Genomic DNA, 15,732 nt, shown 5'->3' with positions numbered 1-15,732 from the left:
GCGGGTTCGCGGCCGATCGTGTGGCAGAACTCGCTACCGATCTCCCGGCAGAGCCGGGATGGTCGGCAGCCCCCAGTGCGCGGTGACGGCGTCGAGCGAGGCGGCGCGCTCGGCGTCGTACAGCACGTAGGGGTCGTGGATCGGCCGACCGGCAGCACCTTCGAGCCACGCGAGATCGACGGCCGCGCCGTCGGATTCGTCGTCGCGACTGCTGTCGCCGGTGAGGTTGGAGCGGAAGATCCCGGCGGCCGACGCGGGGAGGAAGTCCTCGTAGACGACGGGCGTGGCGACGGCCCATCCACCGTCGAGGAGCTCCGCGACGGTGGTCGGGACGGGCCCGTCCGGCCGCTCCGATCCGGGCGCGAGGGTGAAGTAGGCGAGGTCGGCGTCGAGCATGCCGCGTTCGGTGGCGGGGGCGGCAGCGCGCCAGTTCGCCGTGGCGTCACCGGGTTCGGTCAGCAGGCGGTCGTAGAGCGCCCGTCCGCGCGGTGTCGCGGCCAGGCCACGGGCCTCCACCTCGCCGAAGCGCACCCGGAGCGTGTCGTCGGAGATGCGCCCGTCCGGTTCACGGAAGCGCCGCGGCTCGGCCAGCGCGCGGAAGGACGTCTGGCGCAACAGCAGGTCCGGCCCACCCCAGCGCGGCGGGCCCTGAATCTCGTCGATCATCTCGATTCCGCGCGCCTGCATGCGCGCGTACAGCTCGTCGATGTCGAGCACGCGGGGTGTGAGGTGGTTGATGTGCGTGCTGGTGACGCCCCCGATGTCGGCGGCCACCGAGGAGACGCGGGAGAGTTCGGCATACCAGCTGCGATCGACCGGCTCCGGGGAGAGTGCGAACGCGGCGGTGGCGGCGGACAGGAATGCCTCGGCGTCGTCCGCGTCCAACCCGCCCTCGCGGGTCGCACGGTCCGCGAGGGCGAGCAGTGCCGGCGGGAACAGTGTTCGGCGGGAGAGGAACTCGCGGAGACGGGCGGCGAGGTCGGCCGTGAAGAACCGCCGGTCGTCGACGACGAGCAGTGAGGTGAACACCCGGAACGGGTTGCGAGCCAGCTCGTCTCGATCCACGGGGCGGAACGCGGTGGAGACCACCGGCACCGCCGCGGCCGTCTCGCGCAGGTCGTAGAACCCCACCGGAACCATCCCGAGGGCGCCGAAGACGCCGGCCACGGCGGCGAGTTCCGCGGGTGTCCCCACGCGGATCGCCCCGTGCCGCTCGGCCGTCACCCGCTCGACGGACCCGAGCCGCTGCGCCTGCGGGCCGCGTGCCGACAGGACGTCGGCGTTGACCTCGCGGGCCACGTCGACCAGCGTCGTGTAGGCGGGCACCTCCCGGCCGTAGAGCACGGACAGCCGGGCGGCGAAGGCGGCGCGCAGCGCGGTCGTGTCGTACCGGTCGCGGTGCGGCGGTGGAACGGTCATGATCGGCAGCCTGTCACCTCGCGAGCAGTGCCGCCGCGCGATCGACGAGGTCGAACAGGGGCTGCGGGACGACGCCGAGGGCGAGGGTGACGGCGGCGGCCGCGCTCACGACCACGGTGACCCCCGGGCCGGCGTCGACGGTGGGCGGGGACCCCTCCGCCGGGGTGAAGAACAGCACCACGATGACCCGCACGTAGAACGACGCGGCGACGGCGCTCGACAGCACGCCGATCACCACGAGCGCAGCACCGCCTTCCGACAGGGCGGCCTCGAACACCGCGAACTTGCTGGTGAATCCGCTGGTGAGCGGGATTCCGGCGAAGGCCAGCAGGAACAGGGCGAACGCTCCCGCGAGCAGCGGGGATCGGCTGCCGAGGCCCGCCCAGCGGGACAGGGTGGTGGCCGGGCCGCCGTCGTCGCGGACGGCGCACACCACGGCGAACGCGCCGAGCGTGCTGACGGCGTACGCCGCCAGGTAGAACAGCGTCGCGGCGATGCCCGCGTCCCCGGCGACGACGCCGGTGAGCAGGAACCCCGCGTGCGCGACGGACGAGTAGGCCAGCATGCGCACCACGTCGGTCTGGGTGACGGCGACGACGGCGCCCACCACCATCGTCACGATGGCCACCGCCCACAGCATCGGCCGGACCTGGTCCTCGAGTGCGGGTGCGGCGACCACGAGAACGCGGACGAGGGCACCGAACGCCGCCACCTTGGTGGCCGCCGCCATGAACGCGGTGACGGGAACCGGCGCGCCCTGGTAGACGTCGGGAACCCACGAATGGAACGGCACTGCACCGACTTTGAACAGCAGCCCGACGGCGACGAGCCCGACCCCCATGACGCCGAGCAGCGGGTCGGTCGCGGATCCGGTGGCACTCGCCTCGGCGATGCCCGACAGATCGACGGTGCCCGCGTACCCGTAGAGCAGCGCCACACCGAAGAGGAAGAACGCCGACGAGAACGCCCCGAGCAGGAAGTACTTGAGCGATGCCTCCTGGGAGAGCAGCCGGCGCCGTCGGGCCAGTCCGCAGAGCAGGTAGAGCGGCAGCGAGAGCACCTCGAGGGCCACGAACATCGTCAGCAGATCGGCCGAGGCGGGCAGGACCATCATCCCGCCGGCGGCGAACAGGGTGAGCGGATAGACCTCGGTGCGGGTGACGCGGGCGGTCACCGCGCGCGCCTCCGCGAGACTGCCGGGAACGACGGACGCCTGCGGGGTGAACGCGTCCACCCGTTCGGCTTCCGGGTGGTCGACGGTCCGGTGAGCGACCAGTGCAACGGCACCGGCGGTGACCACCACGACGATGCCCTGCAGGACCAGCGTGACGCCGTCCACGGCGAGTGCCCCCGCGACGACGACGTCCTGCGCCCCGGCCAGTCCCACGATGGCCGCGAGCGCCGCGGCGAGAGCGCCGAGGGAGAGGACGAGCTGGGTTCGGCGCCGCGCCTCGGCCGGCACGAAGGCCTCGACGAGCACCGCGACGACGGCGGCGGCGAGCACGATGATCATGGGGGACAGCAGGGCGTACTCGACGGACGGAGTCGGAACGGTCACGGTGCTGCCACTCCTTGCTCGGCCGGCTGGACCGAGGTGCGGTCCACGGCGGGGGTGATGACGTCGAGCATCGGCTTGGGGTAGACCCCGAGTCCGATCACGAGCACGAGAAGTGGTGCGACGACGACGAGTTCGCGGGGGACCAGGTCTCGGATGCGCCGGTCGGCCTCGGTGGTCGGTCCCGTCATGACCCGTTGGTACAGCCACAGGATGTACACCGCGGACAGGACCAGCGCGACGGCGGCGACGACCGCGGCGGCCTCGTACCGCGCGTAGGTGCCCACCAGGACCAGGAATTCGCTGACGAACGGGGCGAGTCCCGGCAGCGACAGGGTGGCCAGGCCGGCGACGAGGAACGTGCCGGCCAGGACGGGCGCCGTGCGGCCGACGCCGGCGTACTCGGCGATCTCGGCGGTGCCCCGGCGGGCGACCAGGAAGCCGGCCACGAGGAACAGTGCGGCCGTGGCGATGCCGTGATTGAGCATGTACAGCGTCGACCCGGCCTGGGCCTGTGCGGTGAGGGCGAAGATGCCGAGCACGATGAACCCGAAGTGCGAGATCGACGTGTAGGCGATGAGGCGCATCATGTCCGTCGAGCCGATCGCGAGAATCGCCCCGTAGACGATGCCGATCACCGCGAGCCCGACGATCCACGGCGCGAACATGGCCGACGCGTCGGGGAAGAGTTGCAGGCAGTAGCGCAGCATGCCGAACGTCCCCACCTTGTCGACGATCGCCATCATGAGAACCGCAGTGGCCGGGGTGGATTCGACGGCCGCACCCGGCAGCCAGGTGTGCAGCGGCCAGAGCGGCGCCTTGACCGCGAAGGCGACCAGGAAGCCGAGGAAGAGGGCGTTGATCACGGCGGGACTCGCGCCGAGATCGCCGGTGGCGGCGGCGTCGGCGATCGCGCGCACGTCGAAGGTCCCGGCCGAGAACGGTGACCCCTCGGCGGCGGTGACCGCGTACAGGCCGATGACCGCCGCGAGCATCACCAGGCCACCGGCGAGGTTGTAGAGCAGGAACTTCACCGCGGCGGCCCGTGCGGCGCCGACTCGCGGACCGAAGCCGCCGATGAGGAAGTACATCGGCACGAGCATGGCCTCGAAGAACACGTAGAACAGCAGGATGTCGAGGGAGAGCAGCGAGACCAGCACCATCGACTCGACCACGAGGATCAGCGCCACGTAGGTGTGCGGGCGGCGGGACACCGCGCCGTGTTCTCCGTTCGTCGGCGCGACGTCCCGCCACCCGGCGAGCAGCAGCAGCGGCACCAGGACCGTCGTCAGCAGCACCAGGGTCAGTGCGACGCCGTCGACACCGAGGACGTACCCGGCACCGAATCGCGGGATCCAGGTGGCGGATTCGACGAACTGGTAACCCATGGCGCCGGGAACGAAGCGCACGGCGACCACCGCGGACAGCGCGAGCGCGGCGAGGGAGAAGGCCAACGCGACGACCCGGGCGGCGCCGGCGGACCCGCGCGGGACGATCAGGGCGCCCGCGGCGCCGAGCAGGGGCAGGACCCAGAGAGCGGTCAGCATGTCAGGACCCCGATCCGAGTGCGAGCGTGACGGCGAGGACCAGGACGGCGCCGCCGAACATCGACAGGGCGTAGGTGCGGACGAATCCGTTCTGCAGCAGCCGAAGTCGGTCCGAGGCGGCGCGCACGGTGGTCGCCACGGCACCGACCGCGCCGTCCACACCGACCTCGTCGAGGCGGACGATGCCGGCCGTGAGCCGCTGACCGGGGCGCATGGCGATCGCCTCGTTGAGGTCGTCACCGTAGAGATCGCGACGGGCGGCGCGGGTGAGACGGCTCCCCGTCGGGGCAACGAGCGGGACGTCGCGGCGGGCGTACTGGCGGACGGCGAGACCGACGCCGACCGCCACGGTGAGAAGGACGACGGTCGTCACCATCCAGACGGGGACGAGGTGTGCGGGCTCGTGCTCGCCGACCACCGGGGCCAGCCACTCCGAGAGCCGATCCCCGACGGCCAGAACGGCTCCGGCGCCGACGGACCCGATCGCGAGGATCGCCATCGGCGCGGTCATCGAGGCGGGAGCCTCGTGGGGGTGCACAGAGGCGGGAGCCTCGTGAGGGTGCACCTCGTCGGCGTTCCAGCGGGCTCGGCCGCCGAAGGTGAGGATCATGACTCGCGTCATGTAGAACGCCGTGATGCCGGCGCCGAGAACGGTGGCGGCGCCGAGGAGGACGCCGCGCACCCCGCCCTCGTCCAACGCGGCCTCGATGATGCCGTCCTTCGACCAGAACCCCGCGAACGGGGGCACGCCGATGATGGCGAGATAGGCCAGGCCGAACGTGACGGCGGTGACGGGGAGGACGCGCGCGAGTCCGCCGTAGCGCCGCATGTCGGTCTCGTCGTTCATCGCGTGCATCACCGAACCGGCGCCGAGGAACAGGCCCGCCTTGAAGAAGCCGTGCGTCAGCAGGTGCATGATCGCGACGGCATATCCGGCGGGACCGAGTCCGGCGGCGAGCACCATGTAGCCGATCTGGCTCATCGTCGACGCCGCGAGCGCCTTCTTGATGTCGTCCTTGGCGCAGCCGATGATCGCGCCGACCAGCAGCGTCACCGCGCCGACGGCCACCACCGCCGTCTGCGCGGCGGGCGCGGCCTCGAAGATCGCGCCGGACCGGACGATGAGGTACACCCCGGCCGTCACCATCGTGGCCGCGTGGATCAGGGCGGACACCGGGGTGGGGCCCTCCATCGCGTCACCGAGCCACGACTGCAGGGGAACCTGCGCCGACTTGCCGCAGGCGGCGAGGAGCAGGAGCAGTCCGAGCGCCGTCGTGGTGCCCTGGCCGAGTTCGGTGCCGACCGCGGCGAACACCGCGTCGTAGGAGACCGACCCCACCTCGGCGACCATGATCATGAGGGCGACGGCCAGTCCGATGTCCCCGACCCGGTTGACGACGAAGGCCTTGCGCGCGGCGGTGGCCGCGGACGGCTTGTGGGACCAGAACCCGATGAGCAGGTACGACGCGAGCCCGACGCCTTCCCACCCGAGGTAGAGGCCGAGGAAGTTGTCGGCCATGACCAGGACGAGCATCGCGGCGACGAACAGATTCAGGTAGGCGAAGAACCGGCGCCGGTGCGGATCGTCGCGCATGTAGGCCATGGAGTAGACGTGGACGAGACCGCCGACCCCGGTGATGAGGAGGACGAAGCAGATCGACAGCGGGTCGAGGGCCAGGCCGAAGTCGACCGACAGCTCGGGGGCGGGGACCCAGGAGAACAGGACGGTACCGACGCGGCGCTCGTCGATCGGCCGACCCAGCATGGTGACGAACGCGGCCACCGCGAGCCCGAAGGATGCGAACACCACCGCGGTGGCGACGACGTGTCCCCACCGGTCGGTCCGACGACCGCCGAGCAGGAGTGCCGCGGCGCCGAGCAGCGGCAGGCCGGGGAGCAGGGCGACCGAGGTGCCCACGTCAGAACTTCAGCAGACTGTCGTCGTCGACCGAGACGGATCGACGGGATCGGAAGATGGCCATGATGATCGCCAGACCCACCACCACCTCGGCGGCCGCGACCACCATGGTGAAGAAGGCGAAGACCTGGCCGTCGACCTCGCTGCGGGTGCGGGCCACGGTGACGAAGGCCAGGTTGGCCGCGTTGAGCATGAGCTCCACGCACATGAACACCACGATGGCGTTGCGCCGCAGCAGGACTCCGGACGCCCCGATGGTGAACAGCGCCGCGGCGAGGTAGAGATAGTGGTCGGGATTCACGGCTGCCTCCCGTCGGTCGGGTTGCGGAACTGGCGTCCGACGGACGTGGGCGCCGGGGCGCCGTCGGGCAGTCGCGCCGGCCGGTCCACGCCGTTGTGCCGGGCGTAGACGCCGGGGCTCGGCAGCGGCGTCACGCGATCACCGCGGCGGAACCGCTCCTGCGACAACTGCTTCTGGGTCTTCGCGGTGCCCACCTGGTCCCGGTGCGTCAGCACCATCGCCCCGATGGTCGCGGTGATCAGGAGGGCGCCGGTCAGCTGGAACGCCCAGACGTAGCGCACGAAGATCAGCTCGGCCAGGGCTTCCACGGTGCCGACGCCCGCGCCCCCACCGGTGGAGCCCGTGAACCCGCTGAACCCGGTCAGCGAGGCGTTGCCCAGACCGCCGATCAGGAGGATGCCGAACCCGAGTCCGATCACCACGGCCGCGAGGCGATGGCCGCGGAGGTTCTCGGTGAGGGTGTCCGACGTGTCGACACCCACGAGCATGAGCACGAAGAGGAACAGCATCATCACGGCACCGGTGTAGACGACGATCTGCACCACGCCGAGGAAGACGGCACCCTGCACGATGTAGAACACCGCGAGCATCACCATCGTCGCGGCCAGGAACAGTGCGGAGTACACCGCCTTCGCGGACGCCACCACGCCGAGCGCAGCGATCACGGTGAGGGGAGCCAGGATCCAGAAGACGACCGCCTCGCCGGTCACCGCACGGTCCCGCGGTAGTAGTCCTCGTCGGTGGCGCCGTCGGCCATCGGGTGCGGCGGTGCCTCCATGCCGTCGGCGAGGGGCGCCAGCAGCTCGTCCTTGCCGTAGATCAGGTCCTCGCGGTTGTCGTCGGCCATCTCGTATTCGTTGGTCATCGTCAGCGCGCGGGTGGGGCAGGCCTCGATGCAGAGGCCGCACCCGATGCAGCGGAGGTAGTTGATCTGGTACACCCGCCCGTACCGCTCGCCGGGCGAGAAGCGTTGTGCCTCGGTGTTGTCCGCGCCCTCGACGTGAATCGCGTCGGCCGGGCACGCCCAGGCGCAGAGCTCGCACCCGATGCACTTCTCGAGTCCGTCCGCGTAGCGATTGAGCTGGTGCCGCCCGTGGTACCGGGTGGCGGTGGGCCGCTTCTTCTCCGGGTAGGACTCGGTGTGCGCCTTCTTGAACATCGTGGAGAAGGTCACACCGAACCCCGCGAGTGGGCCGGGTCCGTCAGGGGACATCTGCTCGCTCCGTCTCTCGGGCGTCGGTGACGCGAACGGCGGGTGTTCGGGGGCCGGGTGTTCGGGGGTCGGGGCGGGCGACCCGAGACGGCAGGGGCGGCACCGGGAATCCGCCGCCCTCGCCGTCGGACGCCGGTGGTGCGGTGCCCGACTGCGCCACCGTCCGGGGCAGTCGCGCTCGGCGCAGCCGGACGCGGAGCACCAGAGCCAGAGCGCCGGTGAAGGCGAGGGACGCCGCGACGGTCGCCGGCCGCACGTGGGGTGAATCCACCAGCAGCACGCGCACCGCGGCGACCACCATCACCCAGAGCAGCGCGGCCGGAATCAGAACCTTCCAGCCGAAGGCCATGAACTGGTCGTAGCGCAGGCGCGGGAGGGTGCTGCGCAGCCAGATGAAGACGAAGAGGAACACCCAGACCTTGACGGTGAACCACAGCACCGGCCACCAGCCCTGGTTCGCCCCCTCCCACCAGCTGACGGGGAACGGCGCGCGCCACCCGCCGAGGAAGAGGGTGGTGGCCAGAGCGGAGACGGTGACCATGTTGACGTACTCGGCGAGCATGAACATCGCGAACCGCAGCGAGGAGTACTCGGTGTGGAAGCCGCCCACCAGCTCGCCCTCGGCTTCCGGGAGGTCGAAGGGTGCTCGGTTCGTCTCCCCGACCATCGACACCACGTAGATCAGGAACGACGGCAGCAGCAGCACCACGAACCACAGGCGCTGCTGGGCGGAGACGATGCCGGACGTGGACATGGTGCCCGCCAGCAGGAACACCGCCGCGAAGCTCAGCCCCATCGCGACCTCGTACGAGATCACCTGCGCAGTCGACCGCAGCGCCCCGAGCAGCGGATAGGTGGAGCCCGACGACCACCCGGCGAGCACGATGCCGTACACCCCGATCGACGTCACCGCGAGCACGTACAGCACCGCGACCGGCATGTCCGTCAGTTGCAGCGGCGTGACGTGACCGAACACCGACACCGTCGGGCCGAACGGGATGACGGCGAACGCCATGAAGGCCGGGACCACCGAGATCACCGGAGCCAGCAGGTAGATCGGGCGATCGACGCCGGCCGGCACCAGCCCTTCCTTCAGCGCGAGCTTGATGCCGTCGGCCAGGGACTGCAACAGCCCGAAGGGGCCGGTGCGGTTCGGCCCCACCCGCATCTGCATCCACGCCATGACCTTGCGCTCGGCCAGGATGCACAGCAGCGGGGTGAGCACGAGGAACACGAAGACCGCCAGCGCCTTCCCGACGACCAGCCAGAGCGGGTCCGTGCCGAACAGCGACAGATCGGGAGCCTCGGGGGTCATCGGGCACCTCCCGCCACCCGGACGGTCGCGGCGGGGCCGACGCCGAGATGCTCCTGCAGCGCCGCACCGGGGGCGTGCAGCGGCGCCCACACCACGCGGTCCGGCAGATCGGCGATCTCGAGCGGGAACGTCACCGCGCCGTGGTCGGTGGACAGCGTCACCGGGTCGCCGTCGGCGACGCCCACCTCGACGGCCGTCGCCTCGGACAGGCGCACGACCGGGGTGCGCGCGGTCCCGGCGAGGGCGTCCTCCCCGTCCTGCAGGCTGCCGCCGTCGAGCAGCATCCGCCAGCTGTCGAGCACGGCTGTGCCGGCAGCGGCGGCTTCACGCGGGGGCGACACCGGGGCGACCATCGGTCGGTCCGTGGGGTCCGACCCCAGCCGGTCGAGTTCCGCGAGCGTCGTCACCGGATCGCTCGTCCCCAGCGTGTGGCCCATCGCGTTCGCCAGTGCGTCGAGCACGCGGCCGTCGGGAAGCAGCGACGCCGTGGGCAGTGCCGCGGGGAACGCTCGGCGCCGGCCCTCCCAGTCGACGTAGGTGCCGGCCTTCCCCGTCACCGCGGCGACGGGGAACACGACGTCGGCACGATCGGTCAGCTCCGACCGGCGAATGTTCAGCGCCACCACGAATTCCGCGCGATCCACCGCGTCACGGACGGCATCGGGGTCGGGTGCGTCGGCGGCGTCGACCCCGCCGAGGACCAGGGCGGCGTACGACGTGTCCGCCATCGCGGCGACGTCGCGACCGGGCGTCGACGGCAGGTCCCCGACTCCCCACGCCTCGGCCACCGTGCGGCGCGCGGTGTCGTCGTCCACCCGCCGCCCACCGGGCAGCAGAGTCGGCAGCGCGCCGGCGTCGAGTGCGCCCCGATCGCCGGCCCGACGGGGGACCCAGGCCAGCGACGCCCCGGTGCTGTCGGCCGTCTCGGCCGCCGCGGTCGGCAGGCCGGGGCGACCGGCGGCGCGCTCGCCCACCAGGATCACCGCACCCGGCATCGCCAGCAGCGCCCGGACGTCGTCGGGCAGCGTCCGCAGGGCCTCGGCCTCGGCGCCGGGCACGGCCTGCACGAGGTCGGCCGACAACTTGCGCGCGCCGTCCGACCGGTGCGACGCGACGGTGACGACGCGAGTTCGACCGGTGCGCACCGCCTTCCGCACGCGGAGGAAGATCATCGGGCTCTCCTCCTCGGGCTCGAGAGCGAGCAGGAGGACGATCGGCGCGGCGGCGAGGTCGGCATAGGTGACCCCCAGCCCGCGCCCCGCGACGCGAGCGGCGAGGAAGTCCGACTCCTCCTCCGAGACCGCGCGCATCCGGAAGTCGACGTCGTTGGTGCCGAGCGCGACCCGCGCGAATTTCGCGTACGCGTAGGCGTCCTCGACGGTGGATCGTCCGCCCACCAGCACGCCTGCGTCGCCGCCGGCCGCGGCCAGGCCCCGTGCGGCGACGGCCAGCGCCTCGGGCCAGGACGCGGAGACGAGCTCGCCGTCCGGACCGCGCACCAACGGCGTGGTCAGGCGGTCGGGCTCGGTGAGGTAGGCGAACGCCCATCGGCCCTTGTCGCAGTTCCACTCCTCGTTGACCGCGGGATCGTCGCCAGCGAGGCGGCGGAGCACCTTCCCACGACGGTGGTCCGTGCGCTGCGCGCAGCCGCCGGCGCAGTGCTCGCAGGCGCTGGGGGTGGACACCAGGTCGAAGGGCCGCGCCCGGAACCGGTACGCGGTGTTGGTGAGGGCCCCGACCGGGCAGATCTGCACGGTGTTGCCCGAGAAGTAGGACCGGAAGGGCTCCGCGCCGTAGATGCCGACCTGTTGCAGCGCACCGCGTTCCAGGAGATCGATGAACGGATCGCCCGCCACCTGCTCGGAGAACCGGGTGCAGCGGGCGCAGAGCACGCACCGCTCCCGATCGAGCAGGACCTCGGTGGAGAGCGGGATCGGCTTCGGGTACGTCCGTTTGGTCTCGGTGAAGCGGGACTCCGTGCGGCCGGTCGACATCGCCTGGTTCTGCAGCGGACACTCACCGCCCTTGTCACAGATCGGGCAGTCCAGTGGGTGATTGATGAGAAGCAGTTCCATCACACCGCGCTGCGCCTTCTCGGCGACCTCGGAGCTGTGCTGCGTACGGACGACCATGCCGTCGCTGACCGTGGTGGTGCAGGAGGCCAACGGCTTTCGCTGCCCCTCGACATCCACGAGGCACTGTCGGCACGCCCCGACCGGATCGAGCAACGGGTGATCGCAGAACCGCGGCACGGTGATCCCCAGCATCTCGGCGGCGCGGATGACGAGGGTGCCGGCCGGCACGCTGATCGGGACACCGTCGATGGTGAGGTCGACCGTCCGGGTCTCCGGCGCGGCGGTCATGCCGGCACCCCGGCCATCAGGGTGGAGGCGTGGGGGTCGAACGGGCACCCGCCGCCGCGCACGTGCTCGAGGTACTCCTCGCGGAAGAACCTCACCGAGGAGACGATGGGGCTGGCCGCGCCGTCACCCAACGCGCAGAACGACTTTCCGAGGATGCTGTCGGCCACGTCCAGGAGCTTCTGCAGGTCGTCCTCGGACGCCGTTCCCTCCTCCATCCGCGCGAGAATCTGCACGAGCCAGTAGGTGCCTTCCCGGCACGGGGTGCACTTGCCGCACGATTCGTGGGCGTAGAACTCGCTCCACCGACGGACCGCGCGGACGACGCACGTGGTCTCGTCGAAGATCTGCAGCGCCTTGGTGCCCAGCATCGACCCGGCCGCGGCGACTCCTTCGTAGTCCAGCGGAACGTCGAGATGCTCCGCGGTGAAGATCGGCGTCGAGGATCCGCCCGGCGTCCAGAACTTCAGCTCGTGCCCGGCACGCACGCCCCCGGCATGACCCAGCAGCTCGCGCAGGGTGATGCCGAGCGGCGCCTCGTACTGGCCGGGCCGTTCCACGTGGCCCGAGAGGGAGTACAGGGTGAACCCGGGCGACTTCTCGCTGCCCATCGAGCGGAACCAGTCCACCCCGTTCGCCAGGATCGACGGCACGCTCGCGATCGACTCGACGTTGTTGACCACCGTCGGTCCGGCGTACAGGCCGGCGACGGCGGGGAACGGCGGGCGCAATCTCGGCTGGCCGCGTCGGCCTTCGAGCGAGTCGAGCAGCGCGGTCTCCTCGCCGCAGATGTAGGCACCCGCGCCCGCGTGGACCACGAGCTCGAGATCGAACCCGGATCCGAGGATGTCGCTGCCGAGATACCCGGCGTCGTACGCCTCCGCCACTGCGGTCTGCAGGCGACGCAGGACCGGGACCACCTCGCCGCGGAGATAGACGAACGCGCGCGAGGACCGGATGGCGTACGCCGCGATGATCATGCCCTCGATCAGCGCGTGCGGGGTCGCCAGGAGCAGCGGCATGTCCTTGCACGTCCCGGGCTCGGACTCGTCGGCGTTCACCACCAGGTAATGCGGCACCGCCTGGTCCGCCGGCGTCGGGCCGTCCTGCGGGATGAAACTCCACTTGACGCCGGTGGGAAATCCCGCGCCGCCGCGACCGCGCAGCCCGGCGTCCTTCACGAGGCCGATGACCGCGTCGGGCGTCGTCGCGAGAGCGGCGGCCAATCCGTCGTATCCGCCGTGCTCGCGGTAGGTCTCGAGCGTCCAGGACCGAGGGTGGTCCCAGTAGCGACTGAGAACCGGAGTGAGCGTCATCGCGCTTCCTTCCCGGGGACGTCGGCGGACGGCGCGGGTGCCGGCTCGTCGGGAGTGGAGTCGGTGGGGACGTCCGGTGCCGCCGTCGTCGACTCCCGGGTGGAGCTCGGATCGGTTGCGGCGGAACCGGTCTCGTGTGCCCGCCGCAGTCCGGCCAGCGTCGCGTCGCCCGCGGTGGCGGCGTCGTTGGCGCCCGGCCGGGGGTCGGGGAAACCGGCGAGGATGCGCGAGGTCTCGCGGAACGTGCACAGCGTGGCGCCGCGGGTGGGAGTGACGGGGTGCCCGGACCGCAGGTCGTCGACCAGGGCGCGTGCCGATTCCGGAGTCTGGTTGTCGAAGAACTCCCAGTTGACCATGACCACCGGCGCGTAGTCGCAGGCAGCGTTGCACTCGAGGTGCTCGAGAGTGACCGAGCCGGGATCGTCCGCCAGGTGCTCGGTGAGGGCGGCGTGGATCGCGTCGCCGCCCATCACCGCACAGAGGGTGTTGGTGCACACGCCCACCAGGTAGTCGCCCGTGGGCTCGCGTCGATACATCGAGTAGAAGGTGGCGACGGCCGCCACCTCGGCACCGGTGAGATCGAGTGTGTGCGAGACGAAGTCGACGGCTGCTGGGGTGAGGTATCCGTCCTCCGCTTGGAGCAGATGCAGGAGCGGGATGATGGCCGAGCGTGGCCGGGGGTAGCGAGCGCCGACGGTGGCCGCGTCCCGCTCGAGCCGCTCCCGCACCTCGGGTGGGTACGACCGACGAGCGCCGGGCTGCACCAGCTGGACCCGTTCCTCGGGCGCGGGGCCGAACGGCACCAGCACCGGTTCCCGCCCGCTCATCGGTCCACCCCACCCATGACGGGGTCGATGCTGGCCACGGCGGCGATGACGTCGGAGACCATGCCGCCCTCGCACATGGCCGCGACCGCCTGGAGATTGGTGAAGGACGGGTCTCGGAAATGGACACGGTAGGGGCGGGTTCCGCCGTCGGACACCAGATGCACACCCAGTTCGCCCCGGGGCGACTCCACCGCGGAGTACACCTGGCCGGACGGGACCGAGATGCCCTCGGTGACCAGCTTGAAGTGGTGGATCAACGATTCCATGGAGCCGGCCATGATGGTGCTCACGTGGTCACGGGACTGACCCAGCCCGTCGGCCTCGGACACCAGGTTCGCGGGCCAGGCGATCTTGCGATCCGCGATCGTCACCGGGCCGGGGCGCAGAGCGTCCAGACACTGCTCGACGATCTTCAGCGATTCCTTCATCTCGTCGACGCGGATCAGATAGCGCGCATAGCAGTCGGATTCGGTCTCGGTGATCACGTCGAACTCGTAGTTCTCGTAGCCGCAGTACGGTTCCGCGCGCCGCAGATCGTGGGGCAGACCCGTCGCACGCAGGCACGGACCGGTCACCCCGAGTGCCATGCATCCGGTGAGGTCGAGGAAGCCGATCCCGCGGGTGCGGCCCTTCCAGATGGGGTTGTCGTCGAGCATCGCGCTCATGTCGCGGAGTCGAATCGGCAGCAGCTGCAGCAGTTCTCGGATCATCGGGACGGCGTCGTTCGGGAGGTCCATCGCGACACCGCCGGGACGGATGTACGCGTGGTTCATGCGCAGACCGGTGATCGTCTCGAAGATGTCGAGGATCAGCTCCCGCTCGCGGAATCCGAAGAGCATGGCCGTGACCGCGCCGAGTTCCATGCCACCCGTGGCCAGGGCCACCAGGTGCGAGGAGATCCGGTTCAGCTCCATGAGCAGGACACGGATCACGGAGGCGCGGTCGGGGATGTCGTCGGTGATGCCGAGCAGCTTCTCGACTCCGAGGCAGTAGGCCGTCTCGTTGAAGAACGGGGAGAGGTAGTCCATGCGCGTGACGAAGGTGACCGCCTGCGTCCACGTGCGGAACTCGAGGTTCTTCTCGATACCGGTGTGCAGGTAGCCGATTCCGCACCGGGCCTCGGTCACGGTCTCGCCCTCGATCTCGAGGATCAGGCGGAGCACGCCGTGGGTGGAGGGGTGCTGCGGGCCCATGTTGACGATGATGCGTTCGTCCCCGGCGGAACTCGCGAGGTCGGCGATCTCGTCCCAGTCCTGCCCGCCCGCGGTGTAGACCCGGGGCTCGCCGGGCGCGTCGGTGACCTGCTGGTGCGGTGTCATCAGGAGTAGGACCTCCGCTGGTCGGGGGGTGGAATCGTGGCGCCGTGGAACTGGACGGGAATGCCGCCCAACGGGTAGTCCTTGCGCTGGGGATGCCCCTCCCAGTCGTCGGGCATCTCGATCCGGGTGAGCGACGGGTGGCCGTCGAACAGGATCCCGAAGAAGTCGTACGTCTCGCGCTCGTGCCAGTCGTTGGTCGGGTAGATCCCGCACGAGGACGGCACGTGCGGATCGGAATCCGGGACCGAGACCTCCACGCGGATCCGGCGGCCGTGCGTGAGGGAGGACAGGTGGTACACGGCGTGCAGCTCACGGCCCGGGTCGGCGGGGACGTGCACTCCGCTGACACCGAGGCAGAGCTCGAAGCGCAGGGAGTCGGTGTCCCGCAACGCCGACAACACCGCCGGAAGGCGATCCCGTGCGGCGTGAACGGTGAGTTCGCCGCGGTGGATCACCACCCGCTCGACGGCGTCGTCCGCGAGGGGCCCCAGCGCCTGCTCGAGAGCGTCCGTCACGGTGTCGAACGGCTCGCCGTACGGCCGGGACGCGGTGTCGTGCCGGGGAGCCGGAGGTGCGAGACGGCCGTAGCCGGACGTGTCGCCGGAGCCGTGCACGCCGAACATGCCGCGCGGTGCGATCGGA

At 70.9% G+C, this 15,732-nt stretch carries 13 protein-coding genes; all 13 read right to left on the bottom strand.

Annotated elements, in window-relative coordinates; genetic code table 11:
* Nucleotides 1-33: 33 nt before the first annotated feature.
* The 13 genes from hglS to RC2_RS09105 are packed head-to-tail and all read right to left on the bottom strand — an operon-like array spanning nt 34 to nt 15,713.
* Nucleotides 34-1,419 carry a 2-oxoadipate dioxygenase/decarboxylase gene (gene hglS, locus RC2_RS09165; protein ID WP_068149114.1) on the bottom strand — a complete coding sequence of 462 codons (1,386 nt, stop codon included), beginning with the start codon at nt 1,417-1,419 and terminating at the stop codon, nt 34-36.
* A 13-nt stretch (nt 1,420-1,432) separates the two neighbouring features.
* The gene (nuoN, locus tag RC2_RS09160; protein ID WP_245811053.1) at nt 1,433-2,932 is read right to left on the bottom strand and encodes an NADH-quinone oxidoreductase subunit NuoN; all 1,500 of its coding nucleotides are present in this window, start codon (nt 2,930-2,932) and stop codon (nt 1,433-1,435) included.
* A gap of 41 nt (nt 2,933-2,973) precedes the next feature.
* Complete coding sequence (locus tag RC2_RS09155; protein ID WP_068149112.1) at nt 2,974-4,521, bottom strand: NADH-quinone oxidoreductase subunit M; 1,548 nt, start codon at nt 4,519-4,521, stop codon at nt 2,974-2,976.
* 1 nt (nt 4,522) lies between these two features.
* Nucleotides 4,523-6,439 (bottom strand): NADH-quinone oxidoreductase subunit L, encoded by a 1,917-nt coding sequence (gene nuoL / locus RC2_RS09150; RefSeq protein ID WP_068149111.1) that lies wholly within the window; start codon nt 6,437-6,439, stop codon nt 4,523-4,525.
* Nucleotide 6,440: 1 nt separating this feature from the next.
* Complete coding sequence (nuoK, locus tag RC2_RS09145; protein ID WP_068149108.1) at nt 6,441-6,740, bottom strand: NADH-quinone oxidoreductase subunit NuoK; 300 nt, start codon at nt 6,738-6,740, stop codon at nt 6,441-6,443.
* Nucleotides 6,737-7,450 (bottom strand): NADH-quinone oxidoreductase subunit J, encoded by a 714-nt coding sequence (locus RC2_RS09140; protein WP_068149106.1) that lies wholly within the window; start codon nt 7,448-7,450, stop codon nt 6,737-6,739. The genes nuoK and RC2_RS09140 overlap by 4 nt, the downstream gene beginning before the upstream one ends.
* Nucleotides 7,447-7,953, bottom strand: coding sequence for an NADH-quinone oxidoreductase subunit NuoI (gene nuoI, locus RC2_RS09135; RefSeq protein WP_072681311.1), 507 nt, complete (start codon nt 7,951-7,953; stop codon nt 7,447-7,449). Before nuoI ends, RC2_RS09140 begins: the two co-directional genes overlap by 4 nt.
* Nucleotides 7,943-9,268, bottom strand: a complete 1,326-nt coding sequence (gene nuoH / locus RC2_RS09130) for an NADH-quinone oxidoreductase subunit NuoH (protein WP_072681309.1) — start codon at nt 9,266-9,268, stop codon at nt 7,943-7,945. Before nuoH ends, nuoI begins: the two co-directional genes overlap by 11 nt.
* The gene (locus tag RC2_RS09125) at nt 9,265-11,631 is read right to left on the bottom strand and encodes an NADH-quinone oxidoreductase subunit G (protein WP_068149910.1); all 2,367 of its coding nucleotides are present in this window, start codon (nt 11,629-11,631) and stop codon (nt 9,265-9,267) included. The genes nuoH and RC2_RS09125 overlap by 4 nt, the downstream gene beginning before the upstream one ends.
* On the bottom strand, nt 11,628-12,944 hold the full coding sequence (nuoF, locus tag RC2_RS09120) for an NADH-quinone oxidoreductase subunit NuoF (RefSeq protein ID WP_068149912.1): 1,317 nt from the start codon (nt 12,942-12,944) through the stop codon (nt 11,628-11,630). The genes RC2_RS09125 and nuoF overlap by 4 nt, the downstream gene beginning before the upstream one ends.
* Complete coding sequence (gene nuoE, locus RC2_RS09115) at nt 12,941-13,771, bottom strand: NADH-quinone oxidoreductase subunit NuoE (RefSeq protein WP_068149915.1); 831 nt, start codon at nt 13,769-13,771, stop codon at nt 12,941-12,943. The genes nuoF and nuoE overlap by 4 nt, the downstream gene beginning before the upstream one ends.
* Nucleotides 13,768-15,090, bottom strand: coding sequence for an NADH dehydrogenase (quinone) subunit D (gene nuoD, locus RC2_RS09110; protein ID WP_072681306.1), 1,323 nt, complete (start codon nt 15,088-15,090; stop codon nt 13,768-13,770). The genes nuoE and nuoD overlap by 4 nt, the downstream gene beginning before the upstream one ends.
* Nucleotides 15,090-15,713: an NADH-quinone oxidoreductase subunit C gene (locus tag RC2_RS09105; protein WP_068150948.1), complete on the bottom strand. Its 624-nt coding sequence runs from the start codon at nt 15,711-15,713 to the stop codon at nt 15,090-15,092. Before RC2_RS09105 ends, nuoD begins: the two co-directional genes overlap by 1 nt.
* Between the last annotated feature and the right edge of the window lie 19 nt (nt 15,714-15,732).

The organism is Rhodococcoides corynebacterioides NBRC 14404, from assembly GCF_001894765.1.
GTDB classification, from domain to species: Bacteria; Actinomycetota; Actinomycetes; order Mycobacteriales; family Mycobacteriaceae; genus Rhodococcoides; species Rhodococcoides corynebacterioides.
This window is presented reverse-complemented; position numbering and strand designations above follow the sequence as displayed.